Origin of the sequence: Thalassotalea euphylliae, from assembly GCF_003390335.1 — a bacterium.
Lineage (GTDB): Bacteria > Pseudomonadota > Gammaproteobacteria > Enterobacterales > Alteromonadaceae > Thalassotalea_F > Thalassotalea_F euphylliae_B.
The window spans coordinates 2899142-2920272 of record NZ_QUOU01000001.1; the positions used below are offsets into that span (position 1 = coordinate 2899142).

16 protein-coding genes are annotated in these 21131 nt (G+C 44.6%); 6 read left to right on the plus strand and 10 right to left on the minus strand.

Translation table 11 applies throughout. The features are described 5' to 3' along the window. The first annotated feature begins 6 nt into the window (after positions 1–6). Positions 7–792, plus strand: a complete 786-nt coding sequence (gene tcdA / locus DXX93_RS12840; protein ID WP_116008445.1) for a tRNA cyclic N6-threonylcarbamoyladenosine(37) synthase TcdA — start codon at positions 7–9, stop codon at positions 790–792. Between the two features lie 30 nt (positions 793–822). On the opposite strand, the gene DXX93_RS12845 is transcribed toward tcdA, so the two are convergent. Then, entirely contained in the window at positions 823–2517 is a 1695-nt protein-coding gene (locus DXX93_RS12845) for a SufS family cysteine desulfurase (protein ID WP_116008446.1), read from the minus strand. Positions 2518–2662: 145 nt separating this feature from the next. Here DXX93_RS12845 and DXX93_RS12850 point away from each other — a divergent pair, with 145 nt between their 5' ends. Beyond that, complete coding sequence (locus DXX93_RS12850; RefSeq protein ID WP_116008447.1) at positions 2663–2902, plus strand: hypothetical protein; 240 nt, start codon at positions 2663–2665, stop codon at positions 2900–2902. A gap of 139 nt (positions 2903–3041) precedes the next feature. On the opposite strand, the gene DXX93_RS12855 is transcribed toward DXX93_RS12850, so the two are convergent. The 9 genes from DXX93_RS12855 to rimP all read right to left on the minus strand — a co-directional run bounded on the left by DXX93_RS12855 (position 3042) and on the right by rimP (position 14777). Further along, positions 3042–4379, minus strand: coding sequence for a hypothetical protein (locus tag DXX93_RS12855; protein ID WP_147302689.1), 1338 nt, complete (start codon positions 4377–4379; stop codon positions 3042–3044). A 167-nt stretch (positions 4380–4546) separates the two neighbouring features. Beyond that, a complete protein-coding gene (nlpI, locus tag DXX93_RS12860) occupies positions 4547–5422 on the minus strand; it encodes a lipoprotein NlpI (RefSeq protein WP_116008449.1) in 876 nt (291 codons plus the stop codon). Between the two features lie 252 nt (positions 5423–5674). Continuing rightward, positions 5675–7804: a polyribonucleotide nucleotidyltransferase gene (gene pnp / locus DXX93_RS12865; RefSeq protein WP_116008450.1), complete on the minus strand. Its 2130-nt coding sequence runs from the start codon at positions 7802–7804 to the stop codon at positions 5675–5677. 332 nt (positions 7805–8136) lie between these two features. Then, positions 8137–8406 carry a 30S ribosomal protein S15 gene (gene rpsO, locus DXX93_RS12870; RefSeq protein ID WP_116000636.1) on the minus strand — a complete coding sequence of 90 codons (270 nt, stop codon included), beginning with the start codon at positions 8404–8406 and terminating at the stop codon, positions 8137–8139. A gap of 202 nt (positions 8407–8608) precedes the next feature. Further along, on the minus strand, positions 8609–9550 hold the full coding sequence (truB, locus tag DXX93_RS12875) for a tRNA pseudouridine(55) synthase TruB (protein WP_116008451.1): 942 nt from the start codon (positions 9548–9550) through the stop codon (positions 8609–8611). A gap of 3 nt (positions 9551–9553) precedes the next feature. Beyond that, positions 9554–9970, minus strand: a complete 417-nt coding sequence (gene rbfA / locus DXX93_RS12880; protein ID WP_116008452.1) for a 30S ribosome-binding factor RbfA — start codon at positions 9968–9970, stop codon at positions 9554–9556. Positions 9971–10111: 141 nt separating this feature from the next. Continuing rightward, positions 10112–12775, minus strand: a complete 2664-nt coding sequence (gene infB, locus DXX93_RS12885; RefSeq protein ID WP_116008453.1) for a translation initiation factor IF-2 — start codon at positions 12773–12775, stop codon at positions 10112–10114. Between the two features lie 21 nt (positions 12776–12796). After that, positions 12797–14293, minus strand: coding sequence for a transcription termination factor NusA (nusA, locus tag DXX93_RS12890; RefSeq protein ID WP_116008454.1), 1497 nt, complete (start codon positions 14291–14293; stop codon positions 12797–12799). Between the two features lie 28 nt (positions 14294–14321). Next, positions 14322–14777, minus strand: coding sequence for a ribosome maturation factor RimP (gene rimP / locus DXX93_RS12895; protein ID WP_116009948.1), 456 nt, complete (start codon positions 14775–14777; stop codon positions 14322–14324). 468 nt (positions 14778–15245) lie between these two features. Here rimP and DXX93_RS12900 point away from each other — a divergent pair, with 468 nt between their 5' ends. From DXX93_RS12900 to rsxC, 4 genes are all read left to right on the plus strand, one after another. Beyond that, positions 15246–17120, plus strand: a complete 1875-nt coding sequence (locus tag DXX93_RS12900; protein WP_116008455.1) for an EAL domain-containing protein — start codon at positions 15246–15248, stop codon at positions 17118–17120. 149 nt (positions 17121–17269) lie between these two features. Continuing rightward, on the plus strand, positions 17270–17851 hold the full coding sequence (gene rsxA, locus DXX93_RS12905; protein ID WP_116008456.1) for an electron transport complex subunit RsxA: 582 nt from the start codon (positions 17270–17272) through the stop codon (positions 17849–17851). Continuing rightward, on the plus strand, positions 17851–18408 hold the full coding sequence (gene rsxB, locus DXX93_RS12910) for an electron transport complex subunit RsxB (protein ID WP_116008457.1): 558 nt from the start codon (positions 17851–17853) through the stop codon (positions 18406–18408). Before rsxA ends, rsxB begins: the two co-directional genes overlap by 1 nt. Before the next feature lie 19 nt (positions 18409–18427). Continuing rightward, complete coding sequence (gene rsxC / locus DXX93_RS12915) at positions 18428–21130, plus strand: electron transport complex subunit RsxC (protein ID WP_258872664.1); 2703 nt, start codon at positions 18428–18430, stop codon at positions 21128–21130. The last annotated feature ends 1 nt before the right edge of the window (position 21131 follow it).

The following is a 21131-nucleotide window of genomic DNA, read 5'->3' on the forward strand; positions in this document are numbered from 1 at the left end:
AGAAGTATGTCAGATTATCAGCTTAGGTTTGGTGGTATTGAGCGCCTTTACGGCGTGCAAGGCGCAGCAGCTATTAAAAGTGCCTCTGTATGTGTGATTGGAATTGGTGGTGTGGGCTCGTGGATTGCTGAATCGCTGGCTCGAACCGGATTTGGCCGTATCACGTTAATCGATCTTGATGATATTTGTGTCACCAATACAAACCGCCAAATTCATGCGCTTACCGAAACCGTTGGTGAGAGCAAAGTAGAGGTCATGGCAGAGCGTATTAAGCACATTAATCCTGACTGCGAAGTGACTGTTGTAGAGGATTTTATTACGCTTGAAAATACTCGAGCGCTAATCACCTCAGCCTTTGATTATGTCTTTGATGCTATTGATTCTGTTCAGGTCAAATCGGCGCTTATCGCTCACTGTAAAAGAAATAAAATTCCGATGATCACCATCGGTGGTGCAGGCGGTCAAACAGATCCGACACAAATTACCGTTGCAGATCTCAGCCAGACATACCAAGACCCATTACTCGCCAAAGTACGCAATACCTTGCGCCGCGAATATAACTTTTCTCGCAATACCAAGCGGAAATTCAGCATAGACGCGATATTTTCGACACAGCAGCTGGTATATCCAGATGCTGATGGTAACGTTTGTCATGCCAAGCAAAGTCAGGAAGGGGCAATGCGCCTAGATTGCAGTGGCGGCTTTGGTGCCGCAACGCACATCACGGCCACCTTTGGTTTTTTTGCTGTTGGTAAAGCGATAGACAAGCTCTTAAAGCGAAAACTGGGCTAGTATTTGTATCGGTACTTCTGCAGGTATGAATTAACCAGCAAGGTCTTTTATTCTTGCAACAATCGCGCGAACACCATTACCACGAGATGGGCTTAGGTGCTCCATTAAGCCTAACTGTTTAAAGTGATGTTCAACATCGAATGACTCAATATACCCAGCATTTTGATGATTGAACATCGCGAAAACAATGACCAGTAAGCCGCGAATAACTTTAGCATCGCTGTCAGCCTGAAAAGACCACTCCCCATCTTGATTTACCTGAGCCTTGAGCCAAACATCACTTTCACAGCCTTGAACTAAATACTGATCCAAGCGCTGGTCTCTTGATAAGCGCTCAAGCTGCTTACTCAATAACATTATCTCGCGATGTCGCCCGTCCCAACCTTTTGCTGAATTAAAACGTGCTTGAATCTCTTCAAGCGCGTTTTGTTTTTCAACGCCTTTTCGATCTACATAACTTTCCAATGAAATGGCTGATAAATCAGCGGGCAAACTGGTTGATGAACTAGCTGACATATGATTAAAAGCACGCATTGCATCGATAAAAGTATCCACCTCACGGGTTAAATTGTAAGGTGCTAGCGAAATACGTAAACATCCAGATTCACCAAGGTATTCCATGAGCGGCATTGCACAGTGATGACCCGCGCGAATAGCGATATTTTGTCCATTTAAAAATGTCGCAACATCTTGGTGGTGCGCGTTATCAAGCACAAAAGAAAAAATTGGAATATCGGGTTTATCAGCAAACAGCAGCTTTACCCCAGATATACTCACTAATCGCTCGTAGGTGTAATCAATAAGCGTTTGCTCGTAATCGGCCATCAACTGACGGTTGTTACCCGTAAACGCTAACGCTTTTGCTAGCCCTAGCACACCGGCAATATTGGGCGTACCGGTTTCAAATTTAAACGGTAATTGTGCAAAGGTTGTTCCACTGAAACTCACCTTTTTAATCATTTCGCCACCGAACTGATATGGTGGCATGGCTTCTAATAAAGCTTCCCGACCGTACAACACTCCTACCCCAGTCGGGCCATAAACCTTGTGCGCTGAGAATACAAAAAAGTCACAGCCCAGTTTTTGGACATCAATGGCTTCATGCGCTACTGCTTGGGCACCATCGACAAGTACTTTGGCATTAACCGCTTTGGCTCGGTCAATAATCGCTTCGATAGGATTGCGCTTGCCAATAACGTTGGACACCAAATTTACGGCCACTAATTTAGTTTTATTCGTGATAATGGCGTCGATAGCGGCAATATCAATACGTCCCGTTTTGTCTAGCGGAAGTACCTTGATAAATGCGCCGCAATGCGCAGCGACTTGTTGCCAAGGCACTATGTTAGCGTGATGCTCGCTATAGCTAACGATTATCTCGTCACCCGCTTTGAACAGCGGCTTGGCATAACACTGCGCAACAATATTGATGGCCTCGGTTGTCCCTTTTGTCCAAATAATTTCTTTTTCACTGTGCGCATTAATAAAGTGCTTTGCTGTTTCTCTGGCACGCTCAAACTGAGTTGTTGCCATAGCACTCAATTGATGAGAAGCACGGTGAACATTCGCATTGGTGGTTTGATAAAATCGCGTCATTTCATCAATCACACAATTTGGTTTTTGCGTGGTTGCGGCGTTATCAAAATACACGATCGGCTGAGTTGATTGAGGTTTTGCGAGTAGTGGGAATTGGTTGCGAAAAGCTTGGGGGGAGAATTCAGTCATCACTGTGTTGACATTATACCGACATAAAACTGCCGCAATTATAACGTAGTATCCTAAAACGACAGAGCATTTATTAAGTTCGTGCGTTGTTAATTTAGCCCATTGTGGTCTATACCTAATAGACAATAAAAGAAGGATAATAAATATGACGCTCTACTCTTGGTTTAGAGATGCAGTAAAGCAAGATGCCCCAGTAAAGGACAATTCAGTCAAAACAACGTTAAATCAGGCCATGTGGCCGATAGCACAGGTGAGAGAGTCTTTGTTAGCGTCAGCAATAACGCCGGACGAAGTAGCCAACAAACAACAACCTAAGCATTCCATTAACACTACTGACGGTCTTGCAGTAGAAGAAGTCAACCCTCAACACAAGCTCCAGTATTAGTAGTTTCTATTAGTAAAGCTAGTACTCAAGCCAACACAAGCAGCGATTCCCCCGCTGATAGAGAAGCTTCGTTTAAACCGCTATTGTTTGCTCTATTTATACTATTTATGAAAGAGAGCCGGAAGCAGCAAACACAAGTTCAGTGAACGGCTTGATTAAGCCACTTCAAAGCGTCACTGCCCTGTTTCTCGCGATACAATGCGACACCAATGTTGTAGTGATAAGAAGGCATTTTGTACTTGTGAACATCTTTTGCCAGCAGCGTTAGATATTGCTCAGGAATAGCAAAGTCGTGATTTCGCAACAAGGTTGCCTGTTGCAAAGGTTTAATGGCACTGTTCTTTTCACTTGAAGTGCAGGTATCTGCTTGAAAAAAACCAAACCCGTTGGGTGACAAAGGGCGATTAAGTGGTATTCTTTCATCGACATTTTCAATATATTGGCTTACTTCACTATACCAAGGCATCTGCTTAGCTACCGCACGTGATAGGTAACCATCTTGCAATGCAGTGCTCGGCAACGTTGCAATATTCCACCCCAATTCATTGCTCGGTCGCTGGCAAACTGGATGAGTAGCACTTAGCGTATATTCATCGATAAAGCCTAGCAGGTGAGTTAATTCATGGCTAAACACAGTAAAATCATCTGCCCTATCCAAATAAAGTATCCCCATATGAACATTTGCTCCCCCTTTGGGTAGCATTAAGGCAAGGTAATCGCTACTAATATCTCCTATCGCACTTAGTTTACTCCCGAGCTTTGCCTCATCACACATAATGGGGGGTTGCGGCGATAAATTGCAGTCATGCGCAAATGGCGGAATATACTTAATACGGCTAACACACAAGAACTGGCTTAACTTAGAACCTTTGTATGTTTGCGCTAGGTTTTGCCAACGCTTTAAGTCGTTCAATTGGCTAGCTGCTAGGGTAATTGACAATGGGCAATGCTGCTCACGCGCAACTGGTTGATCACCCCTCTCTTGCTGAACATTTGCTGTATTGAGCACATCAAAATCAACCAGCGTTTGGTATGTTGATTGATAAAGAGGAGCCAATTCAGGTGTAACTTGCAACTTATTGAGCAATTCTTCTAATACCGAAATCTGCCCAGTTGCCACAAGCGCGTGAACCTTGGCATTTGCGACAGCTTCATCCCACAGCGTTATTTCATTAGTCAATTCATTGAGCACTTTGTCAAAGCGCTCTTGTGTGTGCCAAAGGACTGCCAGCTCGCTGATCGCCGCAGTACTGCCCAATGACTTGGCAGTTAATAAGTAATGCTCGGCACTAGTAAGTTTATTTTGGGACAAATACCAAGCTGCCAATTGCATGCTAACAGTTTGGTCAACAGCAGCGAGTTTAGTTGCACTATTTAACCAGGCAATATCACCTATCTTAGCTAGTGTTAAGTTTTTCTGATGGGCTTTAGTATGGTTTTTTGCCAAGGCAAACGCTTGGATACTTTCACCTAACACGTGGCTGTCGCTTAGCCGAGTATAGTAGTCCGTAAACGAAAAAGAGCTTGATGGCAGCAACACCATCAAGCTCGCAATTATCAACCTAGCGAACACCAACCTTCTTATTGCCAATCTTGCTATTATCAATTTAGGCAAAATCACTATCGTTAGGTAAAGTGGTGAAGTTAGAACTGCTCACCTTGTCTAACAAGGTCAAGCTCAAGCTTTGCGTACCTATGTTCAACAAACTCATACACATTGGTACTTAATGCCAATTTGAAAAAATTGAGTGCGACTTTTTCTTGGCCGTTAAACTGCGCAAACTTGCCAAGGTAGAAGTAAGCCTCACAAAGGCGGTCAGTTAATGCTTTATTGGAAGCAACATCTTGCGTCAATTGCCCAATAAACTGACGCTGAGAAAGTTCACCTAAATACAGTTGAATAATCTGTTTTGCCCATACTTGATCACCAACGCGGCGGGCTCGGGCGCGCAAGTTTATTTCAGCCTGCTCCGGCGAATATTCTCGTTCAGCAATATAAAGCCACAAAATACGATAAGGATCGTTCGTTTGTTTGCTTAAAAAAACCGCTAAGTCATCAGCAGCTAGCTCTGCTCGACCACCGTAATAAAGCGCGATACCGCGATTTAAAAAGGCATATTCGTGCTCTGGGGCTAAATCAATAGCAGAATCAAATTGGTCGTAAGCTTGGTTAAATTCCTGCATTTGGGTGAAGTGAATACCAAGGAAATTATAGGCATCGACGAGGTCTGGTTTAAGGCGCAAAGCGCGATTAAAGTCCAAGCGTGCTAGGTTTCTCAGGCCAACGCTGTCGTAAATCACACCGCGATCGTAATAAAGCTGGGCACGCTCACCATCGCTAATTTCTGCTCTTTGAATCACTTCACTCAGGCGTGCAAGCGCAATTTCACTTTTAAAATTAACGGGTAAAGGCTCAGCAATCACTAAGTTGTTCACGGCTGACGTTGATTGCGTGGTTGATGCACAGCCTTGGATAAACAAAAAGCTAGTAGTTAACGCAAGAATAGCTAATTTTTTCACTCAGTAAGATACCTATATTTAACTTTTCAAACCCCAAAAACGCTTCAAATACTGCGTTTGATATTTTGTCATCAGCGCTAGTGTTAAAGGTGATGCGCGAAATTCATCTAGCTAGCGGATAACTTAATGCTAATACGACAATTCGTTTAGGTTTGATTGAAAGAGTAATGAATCACTTTTCGAGTATATAAAAAAGGGAGCTTGATAGCTCCCTTTTTCTCGTTCAAATAAGCTAATGCTTAGCGTTGAAGATTAAGCGTCTTCGCTTGGTGCGTCAGCCGCTTCTTGAGCTTCAGGCTTAGCTGCTGCTTCTTTCATGCTTAAACGCACGCGACCTTGGCGGTCAACTTCAAGTACTTTAACCGTCACTTCTTGACCTTCAGTTAACACGTCAGCTACTGCATTTACGCGCTCTTCTGAAATTTGCGAGATATGAACTAGACCGTCTTTGCCCGGTAAAACGTTAACGAACGCACCGAAATCTACGATACGAACCACTTTACCTGTGTAGATTTCACCGACTTCGATTTCAGCGGTTAGCGCTTTAATGCGGCTAATTGCATCTTCTGCTTGGCCAGCATCAGTCGCAGCAATCTTAACCGTACCGTCATCTTCGATTTCAATCGTTGTACCCGTTTCTTCCGTAAGCTGACGAATCGTTGCGCCACCTTTACCGATAACTTCACGGATCTTGTCAGCACTGATTTTCATGGTGTGAATACGTGGTGCGAAATCAGAGATATCGTCACGTGCTGAATCAATCGCTTGGTCCATTACGCTCAAGATATGAATACGTGCTGCTTTTGCTTGGTTAAGCGCAGTTTGCATAATATCTTGGGTGATACCTTCGATCTTGATATCCATTTGTAGTGCAGTAATACCTTCAGAAGTACCTGCTACTTTAAAGTCCATATCACCTAAGTGATCTTCATCACCAAGAATGTCAGAAAGTACAACGTGGCTGTCACCTTCTTTCACTAGACCCATTGCGATACCAGCAACAGAGGCCTTAATTGGCACACCAGCGTCCATTAGTGCTAATGAAGTACCACAGACAGAAGCCATTGATGATGAACCATTTGACTCAGTGATTTCTGATACCACACGCACTGCGTACGGGAATTCTTCGACTGTTGGCATTACCGCTAACACACCGCGCTTCGCTAGGCGACCGTGACCGATTTCACGGCGCTTAGGAGAACCGATAAAACCAGTTTCACCGACTGAGTACGGAGGGAAGTTGTAGTGCAACATAAAGTTGTCAGTTTTCTCACCTAAAATGGTTTCAACTTTCTGTGCATCACGTTGTGTACCTAGTGTAGCTGTCACTAATGCTTGGGTTTCACCACGTGTGAATACGGCACTACCGTGAGTTCGTGGTAACACGCCAGTCATTACGTCTAGTGAACGGATCATTTCAGGGTCGCGACCATCAATACGAGGGTGACCTTGGGTGATACGACCACGGACAACATTTTTCTCTAAGTCGTGGAATAAATCTTTTGCTTCTTGAACGTTTAGTGCTTCATCTTGAGCAAGTAGCTTTTCAACAACTTCATTGCGAATTTCAGCAACACGCTCGTAACGCTTAGCTTTTTCAGTAATTTGGTAAGCTTCGTTTACTTGGGCAGACGCTAGCTCGTCGATTTTCGCGATAAGCTCTGCATTTTTTACTGGCGCTTCCCAGTTCCAAGCAGGCGTGTTAACTTCAGCGGCAAACTCTTTGATCGCTTCGATAGCTTTTTGTGATTGTTCGTGACCGTATACTACGGCACCTAACATCACTTCTTCAGAAAGAATTTCAGCTTCTGATTCAACCATTAATACAGCAGAGTCCGTACCTGCTACCACTAAGTCTAATTGGCTTTCTGCCAACTCAGACTGAAGCGGGTTTAATAGATACTGGCCATCTTTATAACCAACACGCGCAGCACCTACAGGACCATTAAAAGGTGTACCTGTAATTGCTAACGCAGCAGATGTACCTAGTAATGAAATAATGTCAGGTGAAATTTCTGGGTTAGCAGAAACAACGGTAATAATTACCTGTACTTCATTGGTGAAGCCTTCCGGAAATAACGGACGAATTGGACGGTCAATCAAACGTGCAATCAATGTTTCTTCTTCAGAAGGACGACCTTCACGCTTAAAGAAACCACCAGGGATTTTACCCGCGGCGTATGTTTTTTCTTGATAATTTACCGTTAATGGGAAGAAGTCTTGACCTTCTACCGCCTCTTTTTTAGCAACAACAGATACTAATACCGACGTATCATCCATTGAAGCCATTACAGCTGCTGTTGCTTGACGAGCAATAACACCCGTTTCTAATGTTACGGTATGTTGACCGTACTCAAATGTTTTAGTTACCGGAGTAAACATTTACAGATTCCTTAGTTTAAGACACCAACTTACCTATTTAAGTCAGCTCTGTTTTCATTCGTTTAATTTGCCCGCTAATTATAGCGATAACAACCGCTATTACTAGCGCTTAAATCAATTAAAACCAGATTGTCACAATTACTTAGTTGATTGAGTTTATTAAAGAGATTTCAGTCGCTATTTTACGTTAGCAGAGCAACCAGAGAGTTGGTGTTTTGGAATGTTGAATAGTGGCAGAGGTTCGATGAAAAAATTACAAAGATCAAAAAAGGCGCCTAAGCGCCTTTCTTTTATCAAACTCATTTGAGTTTGATGGGCAAATAAGCCGTCGATTAACGACGTAGACCTAATTTACCGATAAGCGCAGTGTAACGCTCAACATCTTTACGCTTTAAGTAGTCTAAAAGCTTACGACGTTGGCTAACCATGCGTAGTAGACCACGACGTGAGTGGTGATCATGGATGTGCGCTTTGAAGTGACCTTGTAAGTGGTTGATTTGTGTTGTTAACAAAGCAACTTGTACTTCTGGAGAACCAGTGTCACCTTCTTTAACTGCGTATTCAGCAACGATAGCTGCTTTTTGCTCAGTTGATAAAGACATAATAAATACCTTATATAGTTTAGTGTTAAAAATCGCGTCTAGCCGAACACTAAATCAGCAAGACGTTCAAAAGAGCGCGTATTCTAGCACCCTCGCTTTTTTTTGCAACCAAGCGTTTAACGGCCATAGTTAAACCGACACAGATAAATCGCCTTAGCTAAACCGGAATAGATAAATCGCTTCGCTACAAAAGTTATCTAGCTTATTCTTCTGCCGCAGGCACAATAATACGCTTAGGCGCAACTAGGCCATCATCATTGATGTGACCAACACCTAAAAATTCACCTTGCTCGGTAAAGACTTGCACTAGGCCATCTAGCGGCGCACCCGATGCTTGCACCGGGTTACCGTGGCGAAGGTAAACCACAGAAGCATCGTCTACTTCAACTTTAGGCATACCTTCAAGTGCCGTTTCCATTGGTAATAGCAACTCATCTAAATAGGTTGATGGCGCAACACCCTCGGTTTTCGCTTGCTGAAGCTTTGCTTCTAACTGCTCAATGGTCACCATTTTATCGCGAGGATAGCTGCCTACACTTACGCGACGCAACATAGAAACATGAGCACCACAGCCAAGTAGTTCACCTAAGTCATCAACGATGGTGCGAATATAAGTGCCTTTTGATACATGCAGCTCCATATCAATTTCATCGCCATCGATGCGTAGCACCTCTAAACGAAACACTTCGATATCACGTGCTTCACGTGGTACTTCAATACCTTCGCGGGCATACTTATATAGCGGCTGGCCTTGATATTTCAATGCCGAGTACATTGACGGAATTTGCTTTGATTTACCGCGAAACTTGTCAACGGCAATCAAGATATCCGCATCAGTCACGTCAACTGGCTTAGTACTGACCACTTCGCCATCCGCATCACTGGTGGTGGTGCGCACGCCTAACTTGGCGGTAACAATATAAGTTTTATCAGTATCTAATAAAAACTGAGAAAACTTAGTCCCTTCACCCAAACAAATCGGCAGCATGCCAGTTGCTAGTGGGTCAAGCGCACCGGTATGACCTGCTTTTTGCGCGAAGTAAATTCCTCTCACTTGCTGCAACGCCTTGTTTGACGAGATCTCCAATGGCTTGTCTAACAGTACAATGCCGTTAACTGCACGGCCTTTTCTGCGTTTCGCCATGGGTTATGCTTCCCCGCCTTCGTCTGAGTTCTGCTCATCAGTCGCATCTTCACCAGCGCGGCGTTGATCTTCGGCAACTGCTTGGTTAACCAAGTTCGTCATACGCACACCTTCAACCAAGGATTTGTCATATTCAAATCGTAGCTCAGGCATAATGCGTGCTTTAATGCGCTTGGCTAATAAGGTACGAATAAAGCTGGCCGCTTCATTTAAAATTTTAACCGATACTTCTTCGTCTTGGCCTTCAAGGGTGAAGAAAGTGACAAACACTTTGGCATAGGCTAAATCGCGCGTTACTTCAACGGCATTCACTGTCACCATACCTAAACGTGGATCTTTGACTTCACGTTGAATAATGGTGGCTACTTCTTTTTGAATTTGTTGAGCAACGCGATCGGTACGAGAAAAATCTCTGCTCATAAAAACTCCTAGTCTACTCTCAACGCTATACTTTGCTGCTTAAACGGCAGTTATTGAAACGGCTAATAAAAACAGGATAGCTGAGATAAAAAACGGGGGCAAAGCCCCCATTTAACAATATGATTTAGCTAAGTGACGCTATTATAGCGTACGCTTAACTTCTACGGTTTCAAATACTTCGATTTGGTCACCGACTTTAACGTCGTTGTAGTTCTTAACACCGATACCACACTCTGTACCGTTGCGAACTTCTTGTACGTCGTCTTTAAAGCGGCGTAGTGACTCAAGCTCACCTTCGTAGATAACCACGTTTTCACGTAGTACACGAATTGGCGCGCTGCGCTTGATGATACCTTCGGTTACCATACAACCCGCGATTGCACCCAACTTAGGTGACTTGAATACGTCACGTACTTCAGCAAGACCAATGATTTCTTGCTTGAATTCCGGCGCAAGTAAACCACTCATTGCTTGTTTCACTTCGTCGATTAAGTCGTAGATAACGCTGTAGTAACGTAAATCAACGCCTTCCGCTTCAATCACTTTACGTGCAGACGCATCGGCACGAACGTTGAAACCAACCACGATAGCATTTGATGCTGCTGCAAGTGATGCGTCAGTTTCTGTGATACCACCCACACCAGAGCCGATGATTTTCACTTTAACTTCGTCAGTTGACAGCTTAACAAGTGCGTCAGAAATCGCTTCAAGTGAACCTTGAACGTCAGATTTCAGTACCACGTTAACTTCAGAAACATCGCCTTCTGCCATGTCTGAGAACATGTTCTCAAGTTTCGCTTTTTGCTGGCGAGCCAGTTTCACGTCACGGAATTTACCTTGGCGGTAAAGCGCTACTTCACGTGCTTTCTTCTCATCTTTAACAACCGTTGCTTCGTCACCTGATTGCGGTACACCAGAAAGACCTAAAATCTCTACAGGAATTGACGGGCCAGCTGATTTGATTTGACGACCTAATTCATCGCGCATCGCACGAACACGGCCATACTCTAAACCACAAAGTACGATATCGCCTTGCTTCAATGTACCTTCTTGAACAAGTACAGTAGCTACCGGGCCACGGCCTTTATCAAGTTTAGATTCAACCACGACACCGCTTGCCATCTTATCAACAACAGCCGTTAGCTCTAATACTTCAGCTTGAAGCAATACCGCATCTAATAGTTCGTCGATACCAAGGCCAGTTTTCGCTGAAACGTGAACAAACTGCACATCACCGCCCCAGTCTTCTGGGATAATGTCGTGTTGAGAAAGCTCAGTTTTAACGCGATCTGGATCAGCGGTTTCTTTATCCATTTTGTTAACTGCGATAACAATTGGCGCTTCTGCGGCTTTCGCATGCTGAATAGCTTCAATCGTTTGTGGCATTACACCATCGTCAGCTGCTACAACAATGATAACAATATCGGTAGCTTTCGCACCACGAGAACGCATTGCGGTAAACGCGGCGTGACCCGGAGTATCTAGGAAAGTGACCATGCCGTGATCAGTGTCTACGTGGTAAGCACCAATGTGTTGAGTAATACCACCCGCTTCGCCTGCGGCAACTTTTGCTTCACGAATGTGATCAAGTAATGATGTTTTACCGTGGTCAACGTGACCCATGATAGTCACTACTGGTGCACGGTTTTCAGCTTCACCTGCATCGCCGCGATCAGATAATACCGCTTCTTCTAGGGCGTTTTCTTTCACCAGTACAACTTTACGACCCATTTCTTCAGCAACAAGCGCCGCTGTTTCTTGGTCAATCACTTGGTTAATGGTCGCCATCGCGCCCATTTTGAACATCACTTTAACAACTTCAGCGCCTTTCACCGACATTTTATTGGCAAGGTCAGCGACTGAAATTGTTTCGCCAATGCGTACATCTTGCAATTTCGTTTCAGCTGGCTTTTGGAAGCCGTGTTTTAAGCTTTGCGGCGCAGATAAGGTTTTCTTCTTACCTTTACCCATTCTTGTTGGTTTTTCTGGCTGCTTTTTCTTCTTGCGACGACGACCGCCACCTTCATCTTCCGCATCCACTTTATCTTCAGCTTCTTGCGCATATACTGAAGAAGTTACGTGAACCACATCGTTTTCATGCTTTTTACGCTCTTCTTCTTCCGCTTTCCAACGCGCTTCGTTTTCTTCGGCAAGCTTGCGTGCTGCTTCGGCTGCCGCTTTCGCTTCTTCTTCCGCTTTTGCTTTTGCTTCAGCTTCTTGTTGCTTGCGAATACGCTCAGCTTCATCAGCTTCTGCTTGCTGCTCAGGTGTTAGTGCTTTTGCCGCTTCAATTTCTTGCGCTTTCGCTTGTGCAGCTTCTTTCGCTTTGGCATCCGCTTCCGCTTTCGCCTTAGCTTTCTCTTCCGCTTCTACTTTCGCTTTCGCCTCGGCATCAGCCTTGGCTTTTGCTTCCGCCTCTGCAGCCGCTTTAGCTTCTTGAGCTGCCTTTTCTTCAGCTTCAGCTTTTGCCTTCGCTTCCGCTTCTGCTTGTTGCTGCTCTTCTAGGTCGCTGCGCTTCACGTAAGTACGTGTTTTACGTACTTCCACTTGCACTTGTTTCGCTTTTGAACCGCTGCCCACAGAAAGTGTGGTTTTCTTTTTGCGGCTAAGCGTCATTTTACTTGGCTGAGCATCGCTGTCATCACCGTGTTGCTTGCGCAGGTGAGTCAACAATGCTTCTTTTTCTTGCTCGGTGACTGTGTCGTTTGACGTTTTGGTAACACCTGTTTCAGCAAATTGACTGATTAGTGTATCAACCGGCGTACCGACTTCACTGGCAAGTTCGGATATGGTTACTTCTGCCATCTAAATAATTCCCCCGGCGTTCTATTCTTCGTTAAACCAACAGATGTTACGAGCAGCCATAATAAGCTCACCTGCTTTGGTTTCATCAAGTTCTTCAATTTCTACTAAATCATCAACACCTTGCTCTGCAAGGTCTTCAAGTGTTACTACACCCTTGCTTGCAAGTACAAATGCTAAGTGACGATCTAAACCTTCAAGTGCTAATAAGTCTTCTGCAGGCTCAGCACCTTCTAATGATTCTTCGCTCGCTAATGCCTGAGTGGTTAATGCACCTTTCGCACGCTCACGTAATTCGTTAACGATATCTTCGTCCATACCGTCAATTTCTAGTAACTCATTCACCGGTACGTAGGCAATTTCTTCTAACGATGTGAAACCTTCGTCAACTAAGACACCTGCGAACTCGTCGTCGATGTCTAGTTTTTCAGTGAATAGGTTTAATACTTTGTCATTTTCCGCTTGGTGCTTAGCGTTCATGTCGTCAACTGTCATCACGTTTAGTTCCCAACCAGTTAACTGGCTTGCTAAACGAATGTTTTGACCGTTGCGACCAATCGCCATTGCAAGGTTGCCTTCTTCAACCGCGATATCCATGGTGCCTTTATCTTCATCAACGATGATAGAGGCAACTTCAGCTGGTGCCATGGCATTGATAACAAACTGAGCTGGGTTGTCATCGAACAATACGATATCAACACGTTCGCCACCAAGCTCACCTGATACTGCTTGTACACGTGAGCCACGCATACCAACACAAGCACCCACAGGGTCGATACGCTTGTCATTGCTTTTCACGGCAATTTTCGCGCGTGAACCTGGATCACGTGCAGCACCTTTGATTTCCAACATTTCTTCGCCAATTTCTGGCACTTCAACGCGGAATAGCTCAATTAGCATTTCAGGCTTAGTGCGGCTCACAAATAATTGTGCGCCACGAGCTTCTGGTTTGATGGCGTACAATAAACCACGCACACGGTCGCCCGGACGGAACACTTCGCGTGGTAGCATGTCATCGCGATACACAATTGCTTCTGCGTTGTTGCCTAAATCTAAGATGACACTATCGCGGTTCGCTTTTTTCACAACACCAGTGATTAGCTCACCGACTTGTTCTTGGTAGGCGTCAACGATTAATGCGCGTTCAGCTTCACGTACTTTTTGGACAATCACTTGCTTAGCGGTTTGTGTCGTAATGCGGTCAAACTTAACGGATTCAATTTGTTCTTCAACGTAGTCACCCACGTTCAATTCTGGGTTTTCAAATTGAGCAGCCGCTAAGCTGATTTCAGCAAATGGATTTTCCATTTCTTGCTCAGCGTCGTCGATAATTAACCAACGACGGAAGGTGTCAAAATCACCAGTTTTGCGATCGATGCACACACGTACTTCAATATCGCCTTCGTACTTTTTCTTAGTAGCAGTTTCTAGCGCAGTTTCCATCGCCTGGAAAATGCTCTCGCGAGGTACCGCTTTTTCGTTCGATACGGCATCTACGACCAGTAAAACTTCCTTACTCATGTTCTTTAGCCTTCTACTTACTCAATAATTAAAACTGTGGGACCAGATTGGCTTTGTCGACATTAGCGTGTGCTAACTCATACGTTTCGCCGTCAACGATAACAACAAGTGTTTCTCCTTCAACGGCCTCTAGTAACCCTTTAAATTTGCGACGACCATTTAACGGCAAGCCCAATTTAACTTCGACAGTTTCACCGACAACCGCTTCAAAATGCGCAACATCAAATAATGGTCTGTCTAAGCCTGGAGACGACACTTCTAGGTTATATTCAGTACTAATTGGATCTTCAACGTCCAAAATAGCACTGACTTGACGACTGACTTCCGCACAGTCATCAACATTGATGCCATTTTCGTGATCAATAAAAAGTCGTAATGTTGAGTGCTTACCCGCACTAATAAATTCAACACCTAAAAGCTCTTTGCCAAGCTGCTCTACAGCTGGGCGTAGCATGTCGGTTAACTTATGCTCGAATTTTGCCAATCCTAAATCTCCAGATATAAAAAAAGGGCATAAAGCCCAGCGAAATAAAGCTGATTGTTTCGCAGCTAACGTAATTCGCGTTAGCGCAGTAAACAAAAAAGCCCCAATACATGGGGCTTTAATTTCACTGAGCCCATTATAATCACCCCGTCAGTAGTCACTAAATGACTACTGTTACATAGGTGAAACGCTACATGATCAAAATAAACGCAGACGTTTACTTCTCAGTGCAATCATGCCGCTCAAATAGATGGCCGGAATTATATAGTTAGCCCACTATATAAGCAAGTTAAAATCAGTAAAAGCGCAGTTTTATTTGTTTTTTGCCAAGAAGCTCGAAATGTCGAAATTTTTAACATTTTGAGTCTGATAACACGCTTGTTTACAATAGGTTAATGCCATATCTGTATTAATGTTATACAATTGCGGCAACGTGTTTAATTTCTCAATAGGATTTGCAGCTAAGTCATGTACTCATTTTCTCAATTGTTGGCGAGAAATATTCTGTTAGGTGCTGTATTTGTCATTATAAGTACTGCATTGGCGGTGTTTTTTTTGGCTGACTATACCGCGCAAAAGCATCATCAACACCAATCGACGATTACTGCGATTGCACAACAATTAAGCAAGAATAAAGAGTTAGCCAACATTCTTCGAAAAACTCAAGACTATACTCAGTTGGCAATAAACACCTATAAAGGTGAGAAAATATATAGCTACACTAACCCAAGTCCTGGGTTTACTTTTCCAATGACGCAGCCCCCGGCGCAAAAGGTCACCTTGAGCACAGTTGATTTAACCATTAGCTATCAGCTCAACACGTCAAAAGACTCGCTATTTGTCATCAAACTATTGTTTTCGTTAACTGGCGTAATTGTGCTTTTAGTTGTGCTAGCTGCGCAAATGAGCGTGCGCAAAAACGGGCGGTTTATGTCGGCGATAAATCATCAAATCAAAAAAGATCTGTCATTGCTTTCTTCAGATGATGTAGAGCAGCACGATGACTTAATTGACATACCTGAACTTAAAGCGGGCATTGCAGAAATTAAGCAACTGATTGAAAGACAAGTGAGTAACTCTTCCGTGCTAGAGCAACACGCCTACACCGATCACCTCACAGGCTTAGACAACCGCAATCGCTTTGTGCAATTTTACGAGTCATTACTTGCACCAGAAAGCGCCACCAAATTTGGTGTACTCGTAACCACTCGCTGTAGTGAACTACAAACCGTTAACCAAGTTCATGGCTACCAAGAAGGCGACAACTACATAAAGAATGTCGGAAACTTGATTAAAAGTGCTGTTACCGCCTATCGCTCTGGCCGTTTGTTTAAACTGAGTAGCTCTGATTTTGCCACTATATTGCCAAACGTGACGCTTAAAGAAGCAGAAAACTTTGCCCAGGATTTAACCCAACGCTTTAATGAATTTCAACAAAGTGCAGACCTCGATTCGATTGCCTATACGGGACTCGTTTATTTTGATCAGACTAAACCACTGGGCGAGTTGCTGGCACTAGTCGACACCGGCATTAGTATTGCGCAAACACAACACATTAACGCTTGGTATGTGCAAAAGGATTCTGAGGCGCTTAAAAACGCTGACTTTAATCAAGGCAACCAAAACTGGCGTCAAGAGATTGATAACGTTATCGAGAATCAACGCATCAGCCTTTTAGTGCAACCCATTCAGCCAACAACGCGCAATAGTAAGGTATATAGCGAAGTACTGGCGCGCTTTTTAAATTCCAATAATGAAATGCTGCCAACAGCTTCATTTATTGCCATGGCGGAAAGGCTCGACAAAATTACCGCTGTCGACAAGCTTATTATCGACACGGCCATCAACGAAATCATCTCGAAAAACCTTGTTGAACAAAGCTTTGGTATCAACGTAAGTTCACGCTCTATTAGCGATGAACATTTCTTGATCTGGCTTGAGCGAAAATTACTACGTGAAGCGAGTATTGCACCGCGTATTATTTTCGAAATCACCGAGTTTGGCTTACAGCAAAATATCAAAACCAGTAAACGCTTTATTGATTTAGTGCACAGAGCCGGTGCTCGTATTACGGTAGAGCGCTTTGGTGTTGGTTTAACCTCATTTAAGTTCTTCCGCGACTTAAAACCCGACTTTATCAAAATGGACAGCACGTACACCCGTGACATTGATGATGATAAAAACAATCAGTACTTCCTGCGCGTGATGGTTGATTTAGCCCATCGCTTGAGTATCAACGTACTCGCAGAGAGTGTTGAGAGTCAGGAAGAAAAGCACACACTAGAGCGCTTATTTATTGACGGTTGCCAAGGCTTTTATATAGGTAAACCCAAACCTATCTAAACTTCGTAATATCCCACTCATGTGGCGGAAAAGGGTTTTACCTTGCGCTTTACACAGGCAAAAAGTGAAAAACCCTACCATCCATAAGTTGTTAATTTGACGATAAACGCGGATAATATGGCGAATTTATCCGACGATCTTTTTCCTGTATGACTGATTACCTGCTGTTGCTGATCGGCACAGTGTTAGTGAATAATTTTGTTTTAGTTCAGTTTTTGGGCTTGTGTCCGTTTATGGGGGTTTCTTCAAAAACAGAAACCGCTATTGGTATGTCGTTCGCAACCACGTTCGTAATGACATTGGCGTCAATGCTGAGTTACCTAGTTCACTCTTATATTCTCGCACCGCTTGGTCTAGAATTTTTGCAAACCATGGCGTTTATATTGGTTATCGCCGTGGTTGTGCAGTTTACCGAAATGGTAGTGCACAAAACCAGCGCCAACTTATATCGTTTGTTAGGGATATTTTTGCCCCTGATCACAACCAACTGCGCCGTGCTCGGTGTCGCCCTGCTTAATATTAAAGAACAGCACAACTTCCTATCCTCGATTGTCTACGGATTTGGTGCAGCTGCAGGCTTCTCACTCGTACTCATCATGTTCTCTGCGATGCGAGAAAAGCTCGCCGATGCCGATGTACCTGGGCCATTTAAAGGATCAGCTATCGCGATGATTACCGCAGGTTTAATGTCACTTGCCTTTATGGGCTTCACTGGTTTGGTGAAATTTTAATGACAGCGATAATTGCAATTTTAGTACTTGGGGTGATCGCTGCCCTATTCGGTGCGTTACTGGGCTTTGCCTCGGTAAAATTTAAAGTAGAAGGCGATCCGCTTGTCGAGCAGCTTGACGCGCTATTGCCCCAAACGCAATGTGGTCAATGTGGTTACCCCGGCTGTAAGCCCTATGCTGAAGCCGTCGCCAATGGCGAAGCCATCAATAAATGTGCGCCCGGCGGTGAAGATACCATTAAAAAAATCGCCGATTTAATGGGCGTAGAGCCAGAGCCACTAGATGCCAGCCACGAGCATGACAACACGCCAAAAGTCGCCTTTATTATTGAAGAAGACTGCATTGGCTGTACTAAATGTATTCAAGCATGTCCGGTCGATGCCATTATCGGGGCAGCCAAACAAATGCATACTATTATCAGCGACGAGTGCACTGGTTGTGACTTATGTGTCGCACCTTGCCCTGTTGATTGTATCGAAATGCGCCCTATCGCCCAAACAACAAAGAACTGGCAATGGGATCTAAACGCAATTCCCGTTGTAGAATTAAAGTCATAGCGCTTGGTTAGGTATTTCTGTGCAAAATATTATTAGTCGAATCCAAAATAATCAGTTCTGGAAATTTCACGGTGGCGTGCACCCGCCAGAGCAAAAATTTCTGACGGCAGACAAGCCGATCAAGCCGCTACAACTACCAGAGCTATTAATTATCCCGGTACAGCAACACATTGGCGTGCCCGGCGATATTCAAATAAAAGTAGGCGATCATGTACTCAAAGGTGAACCGCTAACAGCGCCTAGTTCACCAATGGCGGTTCCCATTCACGCGCCGACAAGCGGCACGATTGAGAAAATTGCCTTACACGTTATTGCTCACCCTTCTGGGCTAAGCGAACTTTGTATTTTCCTCAAGCCAGATAATCTTGATAGCTGGCGAGAGCGTCACGTTTGTGAAGATTTCACAACACTTGAGCGCACTGACATTATCCAAAAAATTGCCAGTGCCGGCATCAGTGGCATGGGGGGTGCTGGCTTCCCAACGCACATCAAAGTAGACAGCAAACCCCACATTGATTTTCTGATTATCAATGCCGCTGAGTGTGAACCATACATCACTGCCGACGATTTATTGATGCGGGAGCAAACGGCAACCATCGTCGATGGTATTAATATCTTAAAGCACTTGTTAATCCCACGTATGGTGCTTATCGGCATTGAAGACAACAAACCACAAGCGATTGCAGCACTGCGCAATGCAACGGCAGATCTTGATAACGTGAAAGTGTGCGTGCTACCAACGGTTTACCCCACGGGTGGTGAAAAGCAATTGATCAAAGCGCTCACCGGGCAAGAAGTGGCAAGTGGCAGCCTGCCGATTCACCAAGGCATAGTGATGCAAAACGTGGCAAGCTGCTTTGCCATTGCCGAAGCCGTCATTCACGACACGCCGCTGATCAAACGTGTTGTTACCGTCTCTGGCCAAGGACTTGAAAAGCCACAAAATGTTTGGGCCGCCATTGGGACACCTGTCAAAGATTTGATTACCCAATGCCTTCCGGCAAACGTAAACGGCTCACAACAAGCCGTTATTATGGGTGGGCCAATGATGGGCTTTACCCTGCCAACAGACATGGTACCAGTCGTTAAAACATCTAACTGTGTGTTGGTGCCAGCAAGTCACGAATTGAACCTCAACAACAAAGAAGTTGAATGCATTCGTTGTGGTCAATGTGCAGAAGTGTGTCCAAGCCGATTACTGCCACAAGAATTACAATGGTCTGCCAAAGCCAAAGATCAAAGTAAATTAAAAGCGCTCAACCTTTTTGATTGTATCGATTGCGGTGCGTGTGCTTATGTATGCCCTAGTCATATACCACTAGTACACTACTACCGTATTGCCAAGGCAGAAATACGCCAGCAAGAACTGCAAGATTTAAAAGCAGAAAAAGCGAAAGCGCGTTTTGAAGCGCGCAAGGCAAGGCTAGAGCGCGAGAAAAAAGCGCGTGAAGAAAAACAGCGCAAGGCATCGGAAGCGCGCAGAGCAGCAATGAATGCGGATTCAGGTGAAGGCGCTTCAGCCAAGTCAGCTGTAGCAGCGGCACTTGCTCGTGTGAAAGCGAAAAAAGCACAAACGGATGATGCCCCGCAAGCGCCAACAAATGAAACCCAGTCAGTTAGCCCTGAGAAATCAAGAGCAGCTGCCGCCATCGCACGCGCCAAGGCAAAAAAAGCCGCTAAAGCAAACCAATCGGCAAGTACATCAGCTGATACACCTCAAACTGAGGCTTTAACTGCAGCACCAAGCACTGAAACCCAAGCCAATAGTAATGCGACTGCGGCTCCTAAAAACGATCGCGTTGCAGCGGCTATTGCCAGAGCGAAAGCCAAAAAAGCCGCTAAAGCCGAGAGTGAAAGCTTACCGACACAAAGCGCAGAGAGTGAAGTACAAGCGTCGGAAAGTTCAGCTAATAAGGTCGTTAGTGACCCTGAAACTAAAGATAAAGCTAACGATAAAGGCAACGCCAAAAGTGATCGCGTAGCGGCAGCTATTGCCAAAGCAAAAGCCAAGAAAGCTGCGAAAGCCGCTGAAACTAGTGACTCATCGACCCAAAATGACGCTACAGCTGAGCATGAGGGAGATAGACAACAACCTGAGGACGAAAGTTCAGCGAATAGCACTGATAATAAAAAGGCGAAAATTGCCGCGGCAATAGCGAAAGCCAAGGCTAAAAAGCAAGCACAAGCGAAGCAGGCCGATAGCAATAACATTGCTGAAAAAGCGGGCGACCCGCGTGACGCAGACACAGGCAAACAAGAAGATGCGCCAAAGCTGTCGACAGACGCGCTAGAGACAGTTCAAGCTCAAGAAAGTGCATCACCACAAGAGCATGCAGCATCAGAAGAGCGTATGCCACCACAAGACAGTGCAGCGGCTGCAAAAAAACAACGCATCGCCAACGCGGTAGCGAAAGCCAAAGCGAAAAAGCAGGCGAAGCAATCGTCACCATCTCAAGATAGTGCCTCTTTAGTAAGTGAAGACGTCAACACATCAGCAGAGCAAGACGATGCAGGCCAGCAAGCTAACACTACGGATATCAACACTGATAATAAGCTAACTTCAACTAGCCAAACTACTGCTGAAGTTAAAATAAACGCCCCTGATTCAGGTAATGAAACAGATAGTGAGCCAGTCAGTGCTGCTGAGCAGAAAAAAGCACGAATCGCCGCGGCAGTTGCCAAAGCCAAAGCAAAGAAGCAACAAAGAGAAGAGTCAAAGTAAG

Excerpts from the sequence above, each read along its gene's own strand:
- tcdA (WP_116008445.1), top strand. The coding sequence starts at position 7 with ATGTCAGATTATCAGCTTAGGTTTGGTGGTATTGAGCGCCTTTACGGC.
- DXX93_RS12845 (WP_116008446.1), bottom strand. The coding sequence starts at position 2,517 with ATGACTGAATTCTCCCCCCAAGCTTTTCGCAACCAATTCCCACTACTC.
- DXX93_RS12850 (WP_116008447.1), top strand. The coding sequence starts at position 2,663 with ATGACGCTCTACTCTTGGTTTAGAGATGCAGTAAAGCAAGATGCCCCA.
- pnp (WP_116008450.1), bottom strand. The coding sequence starts at position 7,804 with ATGTTTACTCCGGTAACTAAAACATTTGAGTACGGTCAACATACCGTA.
- rpsO (WP_116000636.1), bottom strand. The coding sequence starts at position 8,406 with ATGTCTTTATCAACTGAGCAAAAAGCAGCTATCGTTGCTGAATACGCA.
- truB (WP_116008451.1), bottom strand. The coding sequence starts at position 9,550 with ATGGCGAAACGCAGAAAAGGCCGTGCAGTTAACGGCATTGTACTGTTA.
- rbfA (WP_116008452.1), bottom strand. The coding sequence starts at position 9,970 with ATGAGCAGAGATTTTTCTCGTACCGATCGCGTTGCTCAACAAATTCAA.
- infB (WP_116008453.1), bottom strand. The coding sequence starts at position 12,775 with ATGGCAGAAGTAACCATATCCGAACTTGCCAGTGAAGTCGGTACGCCG.
- nusA (WP_116008454.1), bottom strand. The coding sequence starts at position 14,293 with ATGAGTAAGGAAGTTTTACTGGTCGTAGATGCCGTATCGAACGAAAAA.
- DXX93_RS12900 (WP_116008455.1), top strand. The coding sequence starts at position 15,246 with ATGTACTCATTTTCTCAATTGTTGGCGAGAAATATTCTGTTAGGTGCT.
- rsxA (WP_116008456.1), top strand. The coding sequence starts at position 17,270 with ATGACTGATTACCTGCTGTTGCTGATCGGCACAGTGTTAGTGAATAAT.
- rsxB (WP_116008457.1), top strand. The coding sequence starts at position 17,851 with ATGACAGCGATAATTGCAATTTTAGTACTTGGGGTGATCGCTGCCCTA.